We start from the raw sequence: 18,225 nt of genomic DNA on the forward strand, positions 1-18,225 counted from the left end.
CGGTGCGGTGCGGTGCGGTGCGGTCGTCAGCGCGACTCGGGACCCGCCAGGTGGCGTGCGATGACCATGCGCTGGATCTGGTTGGTGCCCTCGACGATCTGGAGCACCTTCGCCTCGCGCATCAGGCGCTCCACCGGGAAGTCCGCGGTGTAGCCGTAGCCGCCGAGGACCTGGACGGCGTCGGTGGTGACGGCCATCGCAGCGTCCGTGCAGAACAGCTTCGCCATCGCCGCCTGGCGGGAGAACGGCTTGCCCGCGTCGCGCAGCCGCGCCGCCGCCAGGTACAGCGCCCGGCCGGCCTCGATCTTGGTCGCCATGTCGGCGAGCATGAAGCGCAGGCCCTGGAAGTCCGCGATGGGGTGACCGAACTGCTTGCGGTCCAGGGCGTACGTGAGGGCCTCGTCCAGGGCGGCCTGCGCGACGCCGACGGCGCAGGCGGCGATGCCCAGGCGGCCCGCGTCCAGGGCGGCGAGCGCGATGGTGAAGCCCTGGCCCTCCTCCCCGATGCGGCGGGTGTCCGGGACGCGGACCCCGTCGAAGTGCAGCTGGGCGGTGGGCGAGCCCTTCATGCCCATCTTCTTCTCGGGGACGGCGGCCGTCAGGCCCTGCGCGTCGCCGGGCACCAGGAAGGCGGTGATGCCCTTGGGGCCCTCGCCGCCGGTGCGGGCCAGGACCGTGTAGAAGTCGGCGACCCCGCCGTGGGTGATCCAGGCCTTGGTGCCGTTGATGACCCAGTCGTCGCCGTCCCGTACGGCCTTGGTGGTCAGCGAGGCCGCGTCGGAGCCCGAGGCGGGCTCCGAGAGGCAGTACGCGCCGAGGAGGCCGCCGCCGAGCATGGCGGGCAGGTGGGCCTTCTGCTGCTCCTCGGTGCCGTACCCGGCCAGCCCGTGGCAGGACAGGGAGTGCACGCTGACGCCGAGCCCGACGGTCAGGCGGGCCGCCGCGAGCTCCTCCAGGACCTGGAGGTAGACCTCGTACGGCTGCTCGCCGCCGCCGTACTCGCCGGCGTACGGAAGACCGAGCAGGCCGGCTTCGGACAGGAGGGTGAAGATCGCGCGCGGGAACGTGCCGGCGTCCTCCTCGTCGGCGGCCACGGGGCGGATCTCACGCTGGGCGATCTCTCGTACGAGCGCGAGGAGATCCCGGGACTCCTCGGTGGGCAGCTGACGGTCCACCGGCTGCGGGGCGCGGTCAGTCATGGCGGCGCTCTCCTCCCTCATCGGGCACGGCGGCGGCACGTGAGGTGTGGGACGGGCCGCCGGGTCTCGGTGCTTCTCACAGCCGATACTGCCCTCCCGGATCACGGAAGCGGCAGATCAGTGGCTGCGGGCGGCTTGAGTATGCCCGATCAGGGTCGTCCCGTCACTGGGGCAAGATCACCCGTTATCTCGAACGCGTCTTCGGGCAGCGGTGGGGGCGGACACTCGGGGACGAACTCCCCGATCACGGTCAGTGTGGCACGCAGCTGGCGGACGAGGAGGGCGCCGAGCCGGTCCCGGCCGGGCTGTCGAGCGGCGGATTCCGCATCGTCGTCCGCCCCCGCTCCGGCCTCGGCGTCCGCGGCCCGGGCACCGATCCACTCCAGCGTGGTCCCCTCCACCCCGGACAGCCAGCCCACCAGCGCGAGCCGGGCGAGCGGCGGGACGGCGCGGCTCCCGTAAGCACCCTCGGCGATGGTGGCCACCAGCTCCTCGCGCACCGCGTCGCGGATCGCGAGCACCTCGGCGTCGGAGCCCACTCCCCCGGTGACGATCGTGCGGTAGGCGGCCTGGTGGTGCTCGGCGTAGTGGAGGTAGCCGTCGATGGTGCGGCGCACCCGCTCGACCTTGGGCAGGTCCGGCTCCCCGGCGGCGCGGGCGACGAGCTCGGCCACCGAGTCCTCGACGATGGCGAGGTAGTAGCCGCGCTTGCTCTTGAAGTAGTAGTAGATCAGCCCCTTGGCGACGCCGGCCTGTTTGGCGATGTCGTCCATGGAGAGCGCGTCGTACGAGGTGTCGGCGAACAACTTGCGCCCGGTCGCTATGAGTTCGGCCCTGCGAACCTGCGAACGCCCACTCGCGCCCCGCTGTTGACTAATATTCAAATTCGGCCCTAGCCTCGAACTGCCACAGGATGCCCGCAGTATGGCAGACCTGTCTCATGCACTCCCCCTGCGCACGGACGACGTACGGGAGGCACTTCCATGAGCAAGAACAGCGGCGCGGACAGCGGTGACGAGACACCCCCCGAGACGCCCCCCGACACGGCCCGCAGGCGCGAAGGCCGGGTGCGCGGGCGGAAGTCGGCCGCCGTCGCGGTGCCGGCGGTCCTCGCCGTCGGGGCGATGGCCGCGGTCATGGCGCAGGGCGCGCTCGCCGCGTCGTTCGCCGTCTCCGGGACCGCCTTCCAGGTCTCCTCGTCGAAGCTGAGCAGCAAGGGCCTCGCCTCGTACGTGCAGACGGACCGCTCCGTCGACGGCAAGGGGCATCCGGTCGCGCTGCTTGGCATCGGCGAGGCCACGCTCACCGACATCTGCCAGGCCGCCGAGGTGCAGACCCCGCTGGGCGCGGTGGTCTTCAAACTGACGGCGGGCGGTCCGGCCGGAGAGGTCACGGCCACCCACCTCGTCATCGACGGCGAGGACCTCGACGGGGACGCGACCTTCGGCACGGCTCAGATCGGCCGGGACGCCTCGACCCTCGACCGGGTGGACGGGGTCAAGGGGGAACCGGGGAAGTTCGGGCTCCAGGCCGGGGACATCGAGGTCGTCGGGGTGAGGTCGCACGCCTGGTCCGCGACCGGCGGGAACTTCCGCCTCAAGGGCATGCGGGTGAGCGTGGGCCTGGACGGCAAGAAGTGCTTCTGAGCCGCACCCGGCCGCGGCTTCCCTTCCCACGCCGGCGGCAGCGGCTGCGCGCCTGGCGACGGACCCGGCCGTTCTGGGGCGGGCTGCTGGTCGTCCTGGGCGGGGCCGAGCTGCTCCTGGTCCCGCTGTCCCCGCTGACCGTGCTGGTGAGCCTGGGACCCGGCGGGATCGCGGCGATCGGGATCGGCGCCGCCCTGATCGTGGCGGGCCTGTTCCTGTGGTTCCTGCCGCAGGCGCGGGCGTACGTCTCCGTCCACGCCCTGCTGCTGTCGGTGCTGTCGTTCCTGGCCACCAACCTGGGCGGGTTCCTGGTCGGCATGCTGCTCGGGATCACCGGGAGCGCGCTGGCCTTCGGATGGACGCCGCTCCCGGACGCGGCCGCGGGCGGGGAGGGCCCGTACGGACACCGGCCGGGCGGGACCGGCCCGGGGGCGCTCGCCGCCGTACTGCCGGTGCTGCTGGCGGCCGCGCTGGCGACGGGGGCCCCGCCCGCCAGGGCTGCGGCCGCTCCTCAGGGGCCGCCGACGGCGCCCCGGACTCCCCCGACGGTCACCACCTCGCTCTTCGCCCCGGAGGGCTTCGCCTTCGCGGGGGTCACCGAGGTCGCGACGGCCGACGGGCCGCTGAGGGTGCTGGTGCTGAAGATGCGCGCGGCCTCGCTGGACGACTACCGGCTGCGCACCCGCGACGGCCGCGAGGAGTACGGGCTGGCCGCCCGCTCCCTGGAGCTACGGGGCAACGTGACCTTGTACCTGACGAAGTTCAGCGGCTGCATCGAGGGGCTGCTGTGCGTCACCTTCAGCCCGGACGGACTGCCCGCTCCCCCGGTGATCCCGCCGTTCGTCTTCATGACCCGGGTCAGCGCGGAGCAGGCGCTGGTCACCTCGGACCTGATCGTCACGGACGGCCTGCGGCTGGAGGCCTCGTAGGCGCGCGGACCCCGCAGGGCGTGCGGGCCTGCGGGTCAGAGCCAGCCGACCTGCGTGACGAACATGGCGACCACGACCACCAGCGTCCAGCCGAGCACGTGCTCAAGCCACTTGGAGTGGTCCTTGGGGCCACCGGTCCGGACGAGGTTCCGGGCGCGGGCGGTGAGGGATGCGCTGTATGCGGTCATGCCGTCCAATGTGACAGCGTTCGCGGCTTTCGCGGTAGAGACGAGCGTCACTCGTGGCGCGTATCACGCGCCGCCGGCACGCCGCCGGGCCCCGGCCGGCTCGCGGTCGGGGCCCGGGGCGTACGGGCGTCAGGTCGTGCGGTTGCGGCCCGCCATGCCCGCCATGGCGAGTGCGAGCAGCAGCGCGACGCCGCCGGCGATGACGTTGCTGACCACGCTGCGGGTGGTGCTGACGTCACCGGCGATGACCCACGGAGCCACGATCGTCCAGGCTCCGATGGCGACCGCCGTCCAGGCCATCGCGTGGGTGCGCTCGTAAGCGGAGCCGAGTCCGCTCATGCACAGGCAGTACGCCACGCCGGCGATCAGGTTGTTGACCGCCAGCGAGCCGAGTCCGCTGAACCCGGCGATCCAGGGCGAGGCCGCCAGGTACAGGCCCGTGATGAGGGCCAGTGCCTCCACGGCCTGCGCGGCGGGGGTGCTGGTGACCCGCTCGAACCGGGAGCGCATCTCGGCGAGGTCGGGGTGGTGTTCGATGCTGTGGGTGGTCATGGCGGGCCGCCTCCTGTAGAAGCCTTTATGTGCCCTTTACGACCTTATGTTCCGCTTATCTACGCCTGCGGTCAACGAGAATTTACGGCATTTCGGTCACAGCACCCCCACGGCCCGCAGGGCCGCGATCTGGACCGCGCTCGGGCGGGCCGGGGCGTACAGATAGCAGACGCCTCCGGAGCCGGACGCCACCTTTCCGGCGGAATTCTTGCGCTTCGTCCGCAGCCAGGCGTTTTCCCACTCCCGGCGCCGGTAGACGCGGCGGACGGCCGTGTTGTCGGGCGAGTTCGGGTCGTTGGCGACCACCTCCCCGGCGGCGGTGAAGCCGACCACCGTCATCAGGTGGCCCGCCGTCGCGTAGCCGGCCCCGGTGAGCTCCTCGGTACGGAAGGACAGCGAGGTGATCACCGGGATGCCGGCGCGGACCAGGGTCTCCACCTCCGCGAGGGAGCGGAGCCGGGTCACGACCCCGGCGAGGTCCGTGTACGTGGCGGCGTACGCGGCGTTGAAGGACCAGTTGCCGCAGCCCTTGTACGCACTGTCGTAGGTGGACCGGGCGGCGTGGCAGACCTGCGGATCGGAGTAGCGGGAATCCACCCAGGCCAGGTCCCCGGCGACCGGCTTGCGGCCCCAGTACTCGATGGTCATCTGGGAGGAGGTGGGGCTGCACCAGGCCTCGCCGCCGTTGTCGTACTGGGGGTAGCGGCCCTTGTGGACCTCCTGCGAGTAGCGGGGAACCTTCAGTTCGCGGGCCTGGCCCGAGGGGGCGGAGGCGGGGACGGTGTACCGGTCCGGGACGCCGGAGACCATGGCCCCGGCCAGCCACACCGTCGGGCTCTGGGAGGCGCCGGGCTTGCGGTGGAGGGTCAGGCGCAGCTGCCAGTCGGCGATCCGTACGCCGTTCGCCTTCGCGGGCGCGTCGACGGCTAGCGTGTCGGTCCACACGGTGGTGCTGCCGTCGGTCTGGCCGTCCACGGAGGTGCGGCGGATGTCCCCGTCGCCGGAGGCCCAGCGGCCCATCACGTACCAGGGGCCGACGGCCCCGCTGCCGTACGTGGCGCGCATTTCGACCTGGATCCAGGTGCCCGCCGGGGTGTGGGCGTTCCAGGAGGCGATGGCCTCGGTGCCGGGCACGCCGGAGCGGTGCACCGGGGAGGTCCAGACCGCGTACTCCCAGGCGCCCTTCTTCGCGGTGTGCGGGTCGGTGTACTCGGTGCGGCCGGCCGGGATGTCGATCACCAGGCCGGGGCGGGCACCGGCGAGGGCGGCGGTGCCGTGGTGCGTGCCGGCCCGCCAGTGCGCGTACGAGTACCAGAACCGGTTGTCGACCGTCCTGGCGGCGGCTTCGCCCGGCGCGCCCCCGGCGGGTTCCGCTTCGCCCTGCGGACCGCCTTCCCCCCGGGCACCGGCCGCCGAGGCGCGGCCACCGGGCACGGCGGCGGCGGTGGCCGCGGCGAGGGCGAGGGCCAGCAGGGCGCGGCGTGGCGTGGGTGCGGTCATCGGCGTGGCCCCCAAGGGTCGGTGCGGCGGGTCGGTCCCCCACCCTTCCAGTTCCCGCCCGCCGGGCGGCGAAGCCACGGCCCCGCGTCGGGGTGACGCGGGGCCGTCGCAGGCCAGGGTCCTACTCTGGCCGGGTGGAGCCTCAGCAATCACCCCCGTCGCCCCCGTCGCCCCGGCCGCCCCGGCCGCCCCGACCGCCCCGGCCGCTCGGAGAGCTCGCGCGCGAGCTCTCCGCCCTGCCCCCCTCACTGGGTCCGGTCCGGCTGATCGCCGTCGACGGGCACGCCGGGTCGGGCAAGAGCACGTTCGCCGGGCTGCTCGCCGAGGCGCTGGGCGGGGCTCCGGTGCTGCACCTGGACGACGTCGCCACCCACGAGGAGCTCTTCGAGTGGCCGCGGCGGCTGCGCGCGCAGGTGCTGGAGCCGCTCGCCGCCGGGCGGCCGGCCCACTGGGCCCCGTACGACTGGGTGGAGCGCCGCTTCGGCCCCGAGCGGGTGCTGGAGCCGGTTCCGCTCCTGTTGATCGAAGGCGTCGGGGCCGGGCGGCGGGCGCTGCGCCCGCATCTGGCGCGTCTGCTGTGGATGGAGACCCCGCGCGTGCAGTCCTGGGGGCGCGGGCGAAATCGGGACGGGCGTGAACTTTCCGACTTCTGGGACGGATGGGAGCGCGCAGAGCTCGCGCACTTCGCGGATGATCCTTCGCGCCCCTTCGCCGACACTTTGGTGCGCCAGAGCGGTACGGGATACGAGTGGACTTCCGGGACGGATGCGACCGCCGGAAGACCCTCTTCGCTCACGGAAGGTGACGAATTCCCCCGGGCCTGAGCCGCTCGCCGCATCCGCCCGCGCGGGCCCGCACCGACGTGCTTGACCTGGGCCCCGCACCGGCCTTACGTTCTGAATGCGCGGTCTTTCCAGGCCGCAGCGGACGCGAAGCCCCCGATTGTTCCCCCGTGATCGGGGGCTTCGTTCTGCCCCGGGCCGGTTTTCCACCGGCGCCGAGCGGGCCCGGTCTCCCCGAAATCTTCACCCTGAGTCACCTTGCGCGGCCCTGGTGCGCCTCCGACCGATGCCCGCCGCACCCTACGTATGGTGCTTGGCCGCAGGTACGATGCACCCCTGATTTCATCGGCGCAGTGGACAACTCGCGGGCGCGACGCGGGGGTTGCTGCGCACCACGGGGGCAGGCTTGTGGGGGATGTGATGGATTTCGGCACGCCGGGCACGCACGCCCCGGCCGAACTCGCCTGGCTGCGCGGGGTGGACGCCTGCACCATGGGCGCCTATCCGCAGGCCGAGGAGGAGTTCCGGGCGGCCGTACGACTGGATCCCTCGATGGCCGACGCATGGCTGGGCCTGCACGCGCTCCGGGTGGACACCACGAACGCCTTGTTGCGCATGTACGCCCACCGCGACCGCTTCGGCGAGCAGCGGGCCCGCCACCGGCGGACGCTGAACTCCTGGTACTGGCTGGGCTGGTGGGTGCAGCCGGTGCTGGAGAGCCGCCGGGACCTGCTGCTGGCCCACGCCTCGCACTGGCTGGACGGCCGGCACGTCCCCGAGCTGGACCAGGCGCTGGCGGCCCTGCCGCCGGTGGACGCCGATGCGCAGGTGCGGTTCCTGCACGCCTGCCGGGCCTACCTGGTCAAGGACTGGGAGCAGCTGGTGCGGCACACCGAGCCGCTGGTGGACGATCCGCTGCTGGGGATCGAGGCGGGCCTGTTCGGCGGGATGGCCCGGGTCCGCCTGGAGATGTACGGGCAGGCCGAGCCGATGCTCTCGGCGGCACTGATGCGCTGTCGCAGCGAGCAGCCGCAGCGCAAGGAGCTGCGGTACTGGCTGGCGCGGGCGCACGAGGGCACCGGGCGCAGCGCGGCTGCCCTGCCGCTGTACCGGGCGGTGCACCGGGTGGACCCGGCTTTCATGGACACCGCGGCACGGCTGACGGCGATCGAGGACAGCGACTACGTCGACGGGGCCGACGGATACGCCGGATACGCCGCGTCCGGCTACGAGGGGTACGCCGGCCACGATCTGTCCCCCGTCGGCGGGGACTTCGCGGCGGTGGCCCTCGGCGGCGGCCCCGTCCAGGACATCGCGGCGGACGGGCAGGCGGAGCCGGACCCGCTGATGGCACCGGATCCGGATCCCCGGTTCGGGGCACCGGGCACGGGCCGGGTGGAGGGCGTGCGCCGCAAGGTGGCGGTCCCGCCGCAGACGGCCCCCGGCGGACTGCCGGCCGGGCCGGCCGATCCGGCGCTGCTGGCCGCGGCACTCGCGGAGCTGGAGCGGATGGTGGGCCTGGAGCCGGTGAAACGGCAGGTGAAGGCCCTCTCCGCACAGCTGCACATGGCCCGGCTCCGGGCCGGGCAGGGCCTTCCGGTGCAGCCTCCGAAGCGGCACTTCGTCTTCTCCGGTCCGTCGGGCACGGGCAAGACCACGGTGGCGCGGATCCTGGGCCGGGTGTTCTACGCCCTCGGGCTGCTGGGCGGGGACCACCTGGTGGAGGCCCAGCGGGCGGACCTGGTGGGCGAGTTCCTCGGGCAGACCGCCGTCAAGGCGAACGAGCTGATCGATTCCGCGATCGGCGGGGTGCTCTTCGTGGACGAGGCCTACAGCCTCTCCAACACGGGGTACAGCAAGGGTGACGCGTACGGGGACGAGGCCCTCCAGGTGCTGCTGAAACGCGCGGAGGACAACCGGGACCACCTGGTGGTCATCCTGGCCGGCTATCCGGCCGGGATGGACCGCTTACTGGCCGCCAATCCGGGGCTGTCCTCACGGTTCACGACCCGGGTCGACTTCCCCAGCTACCGGCCGCCGGAACTGACCGCCATCGGCGGGGTGCTGGCGGATTCGAACGGAGACTGCTGGGACGAGGAGGCCCTGGACGAGCTGCGCAGCATCAGCGGGCACGTGGTGGAGCAGGGCTGGATCGACGAGCTGGGCAACGGCCGCTTCCTGCGCACCCTGTACGAGAAGAGCTGCGCGTACCGGGACCTGCGGCTGGCGGGCTTCCCCGGCGAGCCCTCCCGCGACGACCTGGCGACGCTGCGGCTGCCGGACCTGATGCAGGCGTACGGGGAGGTCCTGTCGGGCCGGGGCCCGCAGGACCGCGACCGGCCGGAGCCGCCCCCTCTGTAGCGCCGGCGTCCCGTCGCCCGCGCCCCCGCCGGTGCGGCGCCGCCCCGCGGGGGTTCCGCGGGGCGGCGGCTCACACTCCGGCGCTGCTGGTCTGCCGGGGCCCCGGGCGGCGGGCCGGGACGCGGTGCGCGGGATCGCGCACCTCGCCGACCAGCATCTCCAGCACGTCCTCCAGGGCCACCAGGCCCAGCACCCGCCCGGCCGGGTCGGCGACCTGGGCCAGATGGGTGGCGTCCCGGCGCATGACGCTCAGCGCGTCGTCCAGCGGGAGGGTGGCGGACAGCGTGGTCATCCGCCGCCAGACCCGCTGGGGAACGGCCCGCTCCCGGTCCTCCAGGTCCAGTACGTCCTTCACGTGCAGGTAGCCCATGAAGGCGCCGTTCTCGGAGCGGACCGGGAAGCGGGAGTAGCCGGTGCGGACCGTCAGCTGCTCGATCTGGCGCGGGGTCGCCGAGGGACCGACCGTGACCAGCCGGTCCCGGGCGAGCAGGACGTCGGTGACCGGGCGGCTGCCCAGCTCCAGGGCGTCCTCCAGGCGCTCCTGCTCCCCCGGCTCCAGGAGCCCGGCCTGCCGGGAGTCCTCGACGAGCCGGCCGAGCTGGGCGCTGGTGTAGACGGCCTCGACCTCGTCCTTGGGCTCCACCTTGAACAGGCGCAGCACCAGGTGCGCGCAGGAGCCCAGCGCGCTGGTGACGGGGCCGCACAGCCGGGCGAAGGCCACCAGCCCCGGGCTGAACCAGAGGGAGGTCCTCTCGGGCGCGGCCATGGCGAGGTTCTTGGGCACCATCTCGCCGATGACCAGGTGGAGGAAGACCACGGCGGCGAGCGCCACCGCGTAGCCCAGCGGGTGGATCATGCCCTGCGGGACGTGCGCCGCGTGGAAGAGCGGCTCCAGCAGGCGGGCCACCGTCGGCTCGGCGACCGCGCCGAGGGTCAGGGAGCAGATGGTGATGCCGAACTGGGCCGCCGCCATCATCCGCGGCAGGTTCTCCAGCCCGTACAGCACCTGACGGGCCCGCTTGGACTCCTTGGCGAGCGGCTCGATCTGGCTGCGCCGTACGGAGACGAGCGCGAACTCGGCGCCGACGAAGAAACCATTGGCCAGTACCAGGAGCAGGGCGAAGAGCAGTTGGAGGGCGTTCATCGGGCGGCGCCTTCCAGCTGGGCCGACGGGGCCGGCTGCGGCGACCTCGCGTCGGGGGAGGCCTGCCGGCCGGGCCCGGCCACGCGACCGCCTGCGTCGATCCGTACGGTCGCGCGGGCGGCCTCGGGGCCGGTCCCGTGGGCGGCGGCGGGGACGGTGCCCAGCCGGACCAGCCGGACGCGTTCGGCACGGTTGCGGCCGACCTGGCGGACGGACAGCTTCCAGCCGGGCAGTTCGGCCCGGTCCCCGGGGGCGGGGATCCGCCCCAGCAGGTCCGCGACGAGGCCGGCGACGGTCTCGTACGGGCCTTCGGGCACCTCCAGGCCTATCCGGCGCAGGGTCTGCACCCGGCAGCTGCCGTCGGCCTCCCAGGAGGGCCGGCCGTCCTCGGCGGGCACGGCGGCCAGTTCGGGGCTCTCGTCCTCGGCGAGGTCGTGCTCGTCGCGGACCTCTCCGACGAGCTCCTCGACGATGTCCTCCAGGGTGACCACCCCGGCGGTGCCGCCGTACTCGTCGACGACGACGGCCATCGGCTGCTCGCTGCGCAGCCGCTCCAGCAGCGGCTGCACCGGCAGGGAGCCGGGCACCAGCAGCGGGGCGACGCAGATCCGGCTCACGGTGGTGCGGGAGCGCTCGGACTCGGGCACGGCGAGGGCGTCCTTGAGGTGGACGACCCCGGTGACCTCGTCGATGCGCTCCCGGTAGACCGGGAAGCGGGACAGCCCGGTGGCGCGGGTCAGGTTCAGCACGTCGGCCGCGGTGGCCGTGTGCTGGAGGGCGCTGACCTTCACCCGGGGGGTCATGACGTGCTGGGCCGTGAGCTCGCCCAGCGAGAGGGTCCGTACGAAGAGGTCGGCGGTGTCCTGTTCGAGGGCGCCGGCCTGGGCCGAATGACGGACCAGGGAGACCAGTTCGCCGGGGGTGCGGGCGGAGGCCATCTCCTCGGCCGGCTCCACGCCGAGCATCCGTACGAGCCGGTTGGCGACGGCGTTGAGGGCCGCGATGACCGGCCGGAAGGCCCGGGAGAAGACCTGCTGCGGGCCGGCCACGAACCGGGCCACCTGCAGCGGCCGCGAGACGGCCCAGTTCTTCGGGACGAGCTCGCCGACGACCATCTGGACGGCGGAGGCGAGCAGCATGCCGATGAAGACGGCGATGCCGGAGACGGCTCCCGCGGGCAGGCCGGTGGCCGCGAGCGGCCCGGCCAGCAGTCCGGCGAGGGCCGGTTCGGCGAGCATGCCGACCACGAGGGAGGTGATGGTGATGCCGAGCTGGGTGCCGGAGAGCTGGAAGGACAGCTCCCGCAGGGCTTCGACCACCGTGCGGGCACGGCGGTCGCCGTCGGCCGCGGCGCGTTCGGCCTCGGGACGTTCCACGGTGACGAGGCCGAACTCGGCCGCCACGAAGAAGCCGTTGGCGAGGATCAGGGCGAATGCCGCCACGAGCAGAAGTAGCGGGATGGTCATGCCGCCGCCTCCGTGGGGAGGGCGGCGCGGGTACTACCGGACGATCCGTCCATTGCTGGAGGGAGTCACTCCTCAAGTCGCAGGTGCCCGCGGGCCTCGGGGTCCCGGGGCCGGTGGGAGGGCGCACGGGTGCGCCCCGCCACCAGGGTAGTCACTGAGATCGCCGCCGCAATGGGACGCAGCGGCCGACCGTGGCTCCGGTGCTTCGCACGAGAGCCGCTCAAGGCCCGTTCGAGGCCTGTTCCACGGCTGTTCGCCGGGTTTTCGAGCGTCCGCCGTCCGGGGTCCGCGAGGGGACGTCCGCGCGGCGGAATCAGTGGTGGTGCGGCCCGGTTCCCCGGGCGTCGGCGAGCGCGCGCAGCGCGCGGGCGTCGCCGATGGCCTGCTGCCTGGCCACGCCCGGCTGGATGCCGAGGGCGGGCAGGCTCGTACCGTCGCTGAGGTCCAGGAACACCCACGGGTCGCCGGGGCGGAGGTTGACGCGCAGGATCTGCGCCCACTCCAGACGGCGGGTGCTGGTCAGGTTCACGACGGTGACGCCCGCCTCGTCCGCGACCACCTTGGGGCGGCTGAGCAGGACGAGCACGGACGACAGCAGGACGGCGGTGAAGATGAAGCTGAGCCGCTCCCCCGGGCCGAGGTTCTCCAGCAGCAGGGCGATCGCCGTGATGGTGGCGAACATGGCGAGCCCGACGCCCAGCAGGACCGCCCGGGTGCGGGTCGGCCGGAAGGTGACCGGCAGGGCGGGCGGCGGTGCGGGCTGGGCGGCGGACTCGGCCATGATGCGGGAGATGCCTTCGGGAGGGAGTGTGCGGATCGCGGGGAAGGCCGGCCGTACGGACGGCCGGGCCGGGTCAGAGGCGGCAGGCGTGGATCGAGGTGGTGAGGATCGCGCGCGCGCCGAGCTCGTACAGGTCGTCCATGATCCGCTGTGCCTCCTTGGCCGGGACCATCGCGCGGACGGCGACCCAGCCCTCGTTGTGCAGCGGGGAGATGGTCGGCGACTCCAGGCCCGGGGTGAGGGCGACGGCCCGCTCCAGGTGCTCGGCCCGGCAGTCGTAGTCCATCATCACGTAGCTGCGGGCCACCAGGACGCCCTGGAGGCGCCGCAGGAACTGCTGGGCCTGCGGGTTCTCGGCGTCGGCGCCGTTGCCGCGGATGACCACGGCCTCGGAGGTGAGGATCGGCTCGCCGATGACCTCCAGGCCGGCGTTGCGCAGGCTGGTGCCGGTCTCGACGACGTCCGCGATGATCTGGGCGACGCCGAGCTGGATGGCGGTCTCGACCGCGCCGTCCAGGTGCACGACGGAGGCGTCGATGCCCTGCTCGGCGAGGTGCTTGGCGACGATTCCCTCGTACGAGGTCGCGATCGTCATCCCGGTGAAGTCCTCGGGGCCCTTCGCGGTGCCGGGCTTGGTGGCGTAGCGGAAGGTGGAGCGGCCGAAGTTCAGCGGGAGGATCTCCTCCGCGCTGGCGCCGGAGTCCAGCAGCAGGTCACGGCCGGTGATGCCGATGTCCAGCTTGCCCGAGGCCACGTAGATCGCGATGTCCTTGGGGCGGAGGTAGAAGAACTCCACGCCGTTCTCGGGGTCGAGGACCACGAGCTCCTTGGACTCCTTGCGCTGGCGGTAGCCGGCCTCATGGAGCATCGCCGACGCCGCTCCGGAGAGTGAACCCTTGTTGGGGACGGCGATGCGCAGCATGGGGGCTTCCTTCAGTGCGTGGAGTGCGAAACGTGCGGGCTGGGGCGGGCGGGGGCCCGGGGTGAGGAGCTCCGGCCTAGAGGTGCGCGTAGACGTCGTCGAGGGAGATCCCGCGCGCGACCATCATCACCTGGACGTGGTACAGCAGCTGGGAGATCTCCTCGGCGGCGGCTTCCTTGCCCTCGTGCTCGGCGGCCATCCAGACCTCGGCGGCCTCCTCGACGATCTTCTTGCCGATCGCATGGACGCCCTTGCCGACGAGCTCGGCGGTCCGGGAGGTGCTGGGGTCGCCGTTGGCGGCCTTGAGCTGGAGCTCGCTGAAGAGCTCTTCGAAGCTCTTGGAGGGTGTGTTCGCCATGATGGTCCTCAGAATACGGGGTCGCCCGCCGCCACTCAGCGCCAGGGTTCGCTGACGGACCGCAGGGTCGCAGCGGTGGAGACGGCGGCGATGACCGCTTCGTGTCCCTTGTCCTCGTTCGACCCCTCAAGCCCGGCGCGGTCCAGCGCCTGCTCGTCGTTGTCGCAGGTCAGTACGCCGAAGCCGACGGGGACTCCGGTGTCGATCGACACCTGCACCAGGCCTTGGGTGACGCCCTGGCAGACGTATTCGAAGTGCGGGGTGCCGCCGCGGATGACGACTCCGAGGGCGACGATGGCATCGTAACCGCGACCGGCCAGTACCTTCGCCACGACCGGGAGCTCGAAGCAGCCCGGGACGCGGAGCAGGGTGGGCTCGTCGATGCCCAGTTCGTGCAGGGCGCGCAGCGCGCCGTCTACGAGCCCGTCCATGACCTTCTCGTGCCACTGGGCCGCGATGACGGCGACACGGAGGTCTCCGCAGTTCCTGACAGTCAGTTCGGGTGCGCCCTTGCCGCTCACAGCTGTGCTCCTCGGTTCTTCGTGGTGTGTGGTGTGCGTCGGTGGTGGTCGTGCTTATTCGTCGATCACTGGTTGCCGCAGGCCGAGGTGGTCACGGTCTGGTCCAGCCAGGGCAGGTCGTGGCCCATCCGGTCCCGCTTCGTGCGCAGGTACCGCAGATTGTGCTCGCCCGCCTCCGTCGGCATGGCCACCCGGTCGTTGACCGCGATTCCGTGCCGTACGAGGGCGGCGGACTTGTCGGGGTTGTTGGTCAGCAGCCGGACGCTCTTGACGCCGAGGTCGGCGAGGATCTGCGCGCCGGCGGCGTAGTCGCGTGCGTCGGCCGGCAGGCCGAGCTCCAGGTTGGCGTCGAGGGTGTCGCGGCCGCGCTCCTGGAGCTCGTACGCGCGCAGCTTGGACACCAGCCCGATGCCGCGTCCCTCGTGGCCGCGCAGGTAGACGACGACGCCGCGGCCCTCGTCCTTGATCCGGGCCATGGACTCGTGCAGCTGGGGGCCGCAGTCGCAGCGCAGGGAGTGGAAGATGTCGCCGGTCAGGCACTCGGAGTGGAGTCTGACCACGACGTCCTGACCGTCGCCGATCTCGCCGTGGACGAGGGCCACGTGCTCGACGCCGTCGGCGGTGGAGCGGTAGCCGTACGCCGTGAAGTCGCCGTGGGCGGTCGGCAGGGTGACCGTGGCCTCGCGGCGGACGGTCGGCTCCGCCGAGCGGCGGTAGGCGATCAGGTCCTCGATGGAGATGATCGTCAGGCCGTGCTTGCGGGCGAAGGGGATCAGCTCGGGCAGGCGCAGCATGACGCCGTCCTCGCCGGCGATCTCCACGATGGCGCCGACGGGGCGCAGGCCCGCGAGGCGGGCGAGGTCGACGGCGGCCTCGGTGTGGCCGTTGCGGACCAGGACGCCGCCGGGCTTGGCGCGCAGCGGGAAGACGTGGCCCGGGCGGACGAAGTCCGAGGGCCCGGAGACCCCGTCGGCGAGCATCCGCAGGGTGGTGGAACGGTCGGCGGCCGAGATGCCGGTGGTGACGCCGTGGGCGGCGCTCGCGTCGACGGAGACGGTGAAGGCGGTCTGCATCGACTCGGTGTTGTGCTGGACCATCTGGGGCAGTTCGAGCCGCTCCAGCTCGGGGCCCTCCATGGGGGCGCAGATCAGGCCGCGGCACTCGCTCATCATGAACGCGACGATCTCGGGGGTCGCCTTCTCGGCGGCGATGACGAGGTCGCCCTCGTTCTCGCGGTCCTCGTCGTCGACGACGACGACCGGCCGGCCGGCCGCGATGTCGCGGATGGCCTGTTCGACCGGGTCGAGCCGGAAGCCGGCGTCGAGGACGTCGTCGATGTCGGGCACGGGCTTGAGGGTGGTCATGCCGTTGCTCCTTCGAGGGCCGGGGCGGGGGTGGTGCGCGAACGCTGGTACCAGTCGTGGGCGCCCCACAGGACGAGCGCGAAGTAGACGACGTAGACGAGACCGGAGAAGGCCAGTCCGTTGGTGAAGGCGAGCGGGACGCCGACCAAATCGACGAGGAGCCAGGCGAACCAGAACTCGACGAGACCGCGGGCCTGGGCGACCATCGCGACGATCGTGCCGACGAAGATGTAGGCGTCGGCCCACGGGCTCCACGACAGGTTCGGGAAGAGGGTGAACAGACCGCCGACGGCGAGGGTGCCGAGGGCCGCCCCGGCCAGGAGCAGTCCGCGCTCCGTCCAGGTGGCGGTGCGCACGGCGAGGGTGCCGTCCTGGGCCTGCTGCCGGCCGCGCTGCCAGGCGCGCCAGCCCCAGGCGGCGACGCCGATGACGAGGAGCTGCTTGCCGACGCCGCCGGCGAGGTGGGCGGAGGCGTACGCGGCTATGAGGATCAGGCCGGACAGGAGCTGGGCGGGCCAGGTCCATATGGAGCGGCGCCAGCCGAGGGCGAGGGCCGCCAGCCCCATCAGGTTGCCGATCATGTCGGACCAGATGACCTTCTGGCCGAAGACCGTGAAGGCGTCCGCGTTGAGCCAGGTCAGCGCGCTCACGGCTGGTCCTCCCGGGCGGTCAGCGGGTTCACGCCGGCGGCGAGCAGGCGCTCCACGTACTTGGCGAGGACGTCGACTTCGAGGTTGACCGGGTCGCCGGGCTGCTTGAGGCCGAGCGTGGTCAGCGCGAGGGTGGTGGGGATGAGGCTGATGGTGAACCAGTCGGCGGCGGCCTCGACCACGGTGAGGCTGACGCCGTCCACCGTGATGGAGCCCTTCTCCACGACGTACCGGGACAGGTTCTGCGGGAGCGAGACCTTGACGATCTCCCAGTGCTCGGAGGGCGTCCTGGACAGGATCTCGCCGGTTCCGTCCACGTGCCCCTGGACCAGGTGTCCGCCGAGCCGTCCGCCGAGGGCCATCGGGCGCTCCAGGTTGACCCGGGAGCCCGCGTGCAGGGCGCCGAGGCTGGAGCGGTCGAGGGTCTCCTGCATGACGTCGGCGGTGAACTCGCCTTCGCCGGTCTCCACGACGGTCAGGCAGACGCCGTTGACGGCGATGGAGTCGCCGTGCTTGGCGCCGTCGGTGACGACGGGTCCGCGCAGGCGGAAGCGGGAGGCCTCCGAGAGCTCCTCGACGGCGGTGACCTCGCCCAGTTCTTCGACGATTCCGGTGAACACTCAGTGCTCCTTGGGGGCGGTGGGGGTGGGGACGGCTTCGGACAGGGGTACGGCGGTGATGCGCAGATCGGCGCCGACGCGGACGGCCTCGGTGATGTCGAGGCGTACCGCGCGGGCGATGTTCGTGACGCCGGCGTCGGCGAGGGCGGCGGGGCCGGAACCGAGGAGGGCCGGGGCGAGGTAGCCGATGACGCGGTCGACGGCTCCGGCTTCGAGGAAGGCGCCCGCGAGGGTGGGGCCGCCTTCCAGGAGGACGGAGCGCACGCCGCGGTCGTACAGCTGCGCGAGCAGGTCGTGGACGGCGATGCGGCCGTCGTGCAGGGGCAGCCGGAGCAGGTCGACGCCGCCTGGCAGGTGCCGGGTGTCGGCGTCCTCGCCGACGACGAGCAGCGTGGGCGCGGCGTCGTCGAGGATGCGGGCGGTCGGCAGGAGCCCGGCGCGGGTGTCGAGGGCGACGCGCAGGGGCTGGGTGGCCCCTTCGACGCCCCGTACGGCCAGGTGCGGGTCGTCGGCGCGCAGGGTGCCGCCGCCCACGAGGACGGCGTCGGCCTCGGCGCGCAGCCGGTGGACGTCGGCGCGGGACTCCGGGCCGGTGATCCAGCGGCTGCTGCCGTCCGCGGCGGCGCTGCGGCCGTCGAGGGTGGCGGCGTACTTCCAGGTCACGTGCGGGCGGCCCAGGCGTACGGAGGTGAGCCAGGCTGCGTTGCCGGCCGCGGCCTCGGCCTCCAGGAACCCGCCCTCGGCCTTGACCCCGGCGGTGCGCAGGGTGTCGGCACCGCCGCTGGCCTGCGGGTTCGGGTCGGGGACGGCGTAGACCACGCGGGTGACGCCGGCCTCGACGAGCGCCCGGGCGCAGGGTCCCGTACGGCCGGTGTGGTTGCAGGGTTCGAGGGTGACGTACGCGGTGGCGCCGCGGGCCGCTTCGCCGGCGGCGCGCAGGGCGTGGACCTCGGCGTGGGGGCCGCCGGCCCGCTCGTGCCAGCCCTCGCCGACGACGGCGCCCGCGGCGTCGGTGATGACGCAGCCGACGACCGGGTTCGGGCTGGTGGAGCCGAGGCCGCGGGCGGCGAGCCCGATGGCGCGGCGCATGGCCCGTGCGTCGGCTACGGCGCCGGCGTCGACGGGGGTCTCGCCCTCGCCGAAGGCGTCGTGCGGTGCGTGCGCGGCGTGGTTCGCCACCGGATCCTCCTGCCTCATCGGGCACGGACTCCGGGGCCTGTCGGGATACGACAGATGAAGCGG

General features: G+C 72.9%; 19 protein-coding genes. 4 read left to right on the forward strand and 15 right to left on the reverse strand.

Going from position 1 to position 18,225, the window contains the following annotated elements:
* Positions 1–26: 26 nt before the first annotated feature.
* On the reverse strand, positions 27–1,199 hold the full coding sequence (locus ACFYXV_RS30385; protein ID WP_383497031.1) for an acyl-CoA dehydrogenase family protein: 1,173 nt from the start codon (positions 1,197–1,199) through the stop codon (positions 27–29).
* Between the two features lie 149 nt (positions 1,200–1,348).
* Complete coding sequence (locus ACFYXV_RS30390) at positions 1,349–2,083, reverse strand: TetR/AcrR family transcriptional regulator (RefSeq protein WP_385471208.1); 735 nt, start codon at positions 2,081–2,083, stop codon at positions 1,349–1,351.
* Positions 2,084–2,182: 99 nt separating this feature from the next.
* Between ACFYXV_RS30390 and ACFYXV_RS30395 the strand changes: the two genes are divergently transcribed.
* Together ACFYXV_RS30395 and ACFYXV_RS30400 are read left to right on the forward strand one after the other, a co-directional pair.
* Positions 2,183–2,845 (forward strand): DUF6230 family protein, encoded by a 663-nt coding sequence (locus tag ACFYXV_RS30395; RefSeq protein WP_389384616.1) that lies wholly within the window; start codon positions 2,183–2,185, stop codon positions 2,843–2,845.
* Entirely contained in the window at positions 2,836–3,774 is a 939-nt protein-coding gene (locus ACFYXV_RS30400; protein ID WP_389384617.1) for a DUF6114 domain-containing protein, read from the forward strand. The genes ACFYXV_RS30395 and ACFYXV_RS30400 overlap by 10 nt, the downstream gene beginning before the upstream one ends.
* Positions 3,775–3,809: 35 nt before the next feature.
* Here the strand turns inward: ACFYXV_RS30400 and ACFYXV_RS30405 are convergent, their stop codons facing one another.
* From ACFYXV_RS30405 to ACFYXV_RS30415, 3 genes are all read right to left on the reverse strand, one after another.
* Positions 3,810–3,962, reverse strand: a complete 153-nt coding sequence (locus ACFYXV_RS30405) for an SCO1431 family membrane protein (RefSeq protein ID WP_106977289.1) — start codon at positions 3,960–3,962, stop codon at positions 3,810–3,812.
* Between the two features lie 129 nt (positions 3,963–4,091).
* Positions 4,092–4,514: an SPW repeat protein gene (locus tag ACFYXV_RS30410; protein WP_383347711.1), complete on the reverse strand. Its 423-nt coding sequence runs from the start codon at positions 4,512–4,514 to the stop codon at positions 4,092–4,094.
* 96 nt (positions 4,515–4,610) lie between these two features.
* Positions 4,611–6,014 (reverse strand): peptidase C39 family protein, encoded by a 1,404-nt coding sequence (locus ACFYXV_RS30415; protein ID WP_389384618.1) that lies wholly within the window; start codon positions 6,012–6,014, stop codon positions 4,611–4,613.
* A gap of 134 nt (positions 6,015–6,148) precedes the next feature.
* Between ACFYXV_RS30415 and ACFYXV_RS30420 the strand changes: the two genes are divergently transcribed.
* Complete coding sequence (locus ACFYXV_RS30420) at positions 6,149–6,838, forward strand: uridine kinase (RefSeq protein ID WP_389384619.1); 690 nt, start codon at positions 6,149–6,151, stop codon at positions 6,836–6,838.
* Positions 6,839–7,216: 378 nt separating this feature from the next.
* Positions 7,217–9,157 carry an AAA family ATPase gene (locus ACFYXV_RS30425; RefSeq protein WP_385471192.1) on the forward strand — a complete coding sequence of 647 codons (1,941 nt, stop codon included), beginning with the start codon at positions 7,217–7,219 and terminating at the stop codon, positions 9,155–9,157.
* 70 nt (positions 9,158–9,227) lie between these two features.
* Here ACFYXV_RS30425 and ACFYXV_RS30430 read toward each other — a convergent pair whose 3' ends face one another.
* The 10 genes from ACFYXV_RS30430 to ribD all read right to left on the reverse strand — a co-directional run bounded on the left by ACFYXV_RS30430 (position 9,228) and on the right by ribD (position 18,072).
* Positions 9,228–10,301, reverse strand: a complete 1,074-nt coding sequence (locus tag ACFYXV_RS30430) for a hemolysin family protein (protein ID WP_385471189.1) — start codon at positions 10,299–10,301, stop codon at positions 9,228–9,230.
* Positions 10,298–11,767 (reverse strand): hemolysin family protein, encoded by a 1,470-nt coding sequence (locus ACFYXV_RS30435; protein WP_389384620.1) that lies wholly within the window; start codon positions 11,765–11,767, stop codon positions 10,298–10,300. Before ACFYXV_RS30435 ends, ACFYXV_RS30430 begins: the two co-directional genes overlap by 4 nt.
* Positions 11,768–12,080: 313 nt before the next feature.
* Positions 12,081–12,548, reverse strand: a complete 468-nt coding sequence (locus ACFYXV_RS30440) for a PH domain-containing protein (RefSeq protein WP_385471179.1) — start codon at positions 12,546–12,548, stop codon at positions 12,081–12,083.
* Between the two features lie 73 nt (positions 12,549–12,621).
* On the reverse strand, positions 12,622–13,470 hold the full coding sequence (hisG, locus tag ACFYXV_RS30445) for an ATP phosphoribosyltransferase (RefSeq protein WP_099893832.1): 849 nt from the start codon (positions 13,468–13,470) through the stop codon (positions 12,622–12,624).
* A 76-nt stretch (positions 13,471–13,546) separates the two neighbouring features.
* Positions 13,547–13,828 carry a phosphoribosyl-ATP diphosphatase gene (locus tag ACFYXV_RS30450; RefSeq protein ID WP_048475498.1) on the reverse strand — a complete coding sequence of 94 codons (282 nt, stop codon included), beginning with the start codon at positions 13,826–13,828 and terminating at the stop codon, positions 13,547–13,549.
* Positions 13,829–13,863: 35 nt separating this feature from the next.
* The gene (gene ribH / locus ACFYXV_RS30455) at positions 13,864–14,349 is read right to left on the reverse strand and encodes a 6,7-dimethyl-8-ribityllumazine synthase (RefSeq protein WP_385471175.1); all 486 of its coding nucleotides are present in this window, start codon (positions 14,347–14,349) and stop codon (positions 13,864–13,866) included.
* Between the two features lie 65 nt (positions 14,350–14,414).
* Entirely contained in the window at positions 14,415–15,713 is a 1,299-nt protein-coding gene (locus ACFYXV_RS30460) for a bifunctional 3,4-dihydroxy-2-butanone-4-phosphate synthase/GTP cyclohydrolase II (RefSeq protein WP_383497049.1), read from the reverse strand.
* Entirely contained in the window at positions 15,710–16,363 is a 654-nt protein-coding gene (locus ACFYXV_RS30465; protein ID WP_389384621.1) for a nicotinamide riboside transporter PnuC, read from the reverse strand. The genes ACFYXV_RS30460 and ACFYXV_RS30465 overlap by 4 nt, the downstream gene beginning before the upstream one ends.
* A complete protein-coding gene (locus ACFYXV_RS30470) occupies positions 16,360–16,983 on the reverse strand; it encodes a riboflavin synthase (protein WP_385471169.1) in 624 nt (207 codons plus the stop codon). Before ACFYXV_RS30470 ends, ACFYXV_RS30465 begins: the two co-directional genes overlap by 4 nt.
* Positions 16,984–18,072 (reverse strand): bifunctional diaminohydroxyphosphoribosylaminopyrimidine deaminase/5-amino-6-(5-phosphoribosylamino)uracil reductase RibD, encoded by a 1,089-nt coding sequence (gene ribD, locus ACFYXV_RS30475; RefSeq protein WP_389384648.1) that lies wholly within the window; start codon positions 18,070–18,072, stop codon positions 16,984–16,986.
* Positions 18,073–18,225 lie beyond the last annotated feature (153 nt).

The organism is Streptomyces sp. NPDC002181, assembly GCF_042890485.1.
In the GTDB taxonomy this organism is placed as follows: Bacteria; Actinomycetota; Actinomycetes; order Streptomycetales; family Streptomycetaceae; genus Streptomyces.